The organism is Alteromonas sp. KUL150, assembly GCF_009811475.1.
Lineage (GTDB): Bacteria > Pseudomonadota > Gammaproteobacteria > Enterobacterales > Alteromonadaceae > Alteromonas > Alteromonas gracilis.
On record NZ_BLIJ01000101.1, the window covers coordinates 1 to 552 of the forward strand.

At 40.9% G+C, this 552-nt stretch carries 1 protein-coding gene; it reads right to left on the reverse strand.

Annotated elements, in window-relative coordinates:
- Window positions 1–293: 293 nt before the first annotated feature.
- On the reverse strand, window positions 294–552 hold a 259-nt coding region (locus tag GVO62_RS19280; RefSeq protein WP_308469244.1), incomplete at its 5' end, for a hypothetical protein.

A 552-nucleotide genomic window follows, 5' to 3' on the forward strand; every position in this document is an offset into this window, starting at 1 on the left:
ACAATGCGGGATAAATGAACGAGTTTAGAAAGCTGGTTATGTTAAATGTTGGCGTTACGGTGTTTATGAAAAGCACGTTGCTAAAGCCGTTAAGGCAACCGAGAAAGCAAGCTGTAAAGACTACCTAGCGAAACAACCTAGATGCTGGAGTGTCACGGTTTAACCTACATTTTAATGCTGTAAGTAAATGACGCCTAACTTCCGTTTAAGGGGCACAAACGCATGGGATACAATGCGAAGCGGTCCATGTGTTTGTGTCCCAGTGTGCGTCAGCGCACGACTTAAAACGTTTGTTATAAGTCATTGCCAGAAACTGCCTTGGACTCACTTGTTGGTAGGTCTTTTTTAAGTGCCAATACTAGAATGAAAATTGCACCTAGTGGCGGTATTAGACCACAAACAAATCCTACTACTGAAAGAAGTACTGGAGATGTACTTTTACGTTTACCTAAAAAATAGCCGACTAAAGCACAAATTACTGCTAGCGCAAAAGCGAATTGGCCAACAAATGTAGCATTAAGATTCATATTTATCCCTCCATGACTTATAACT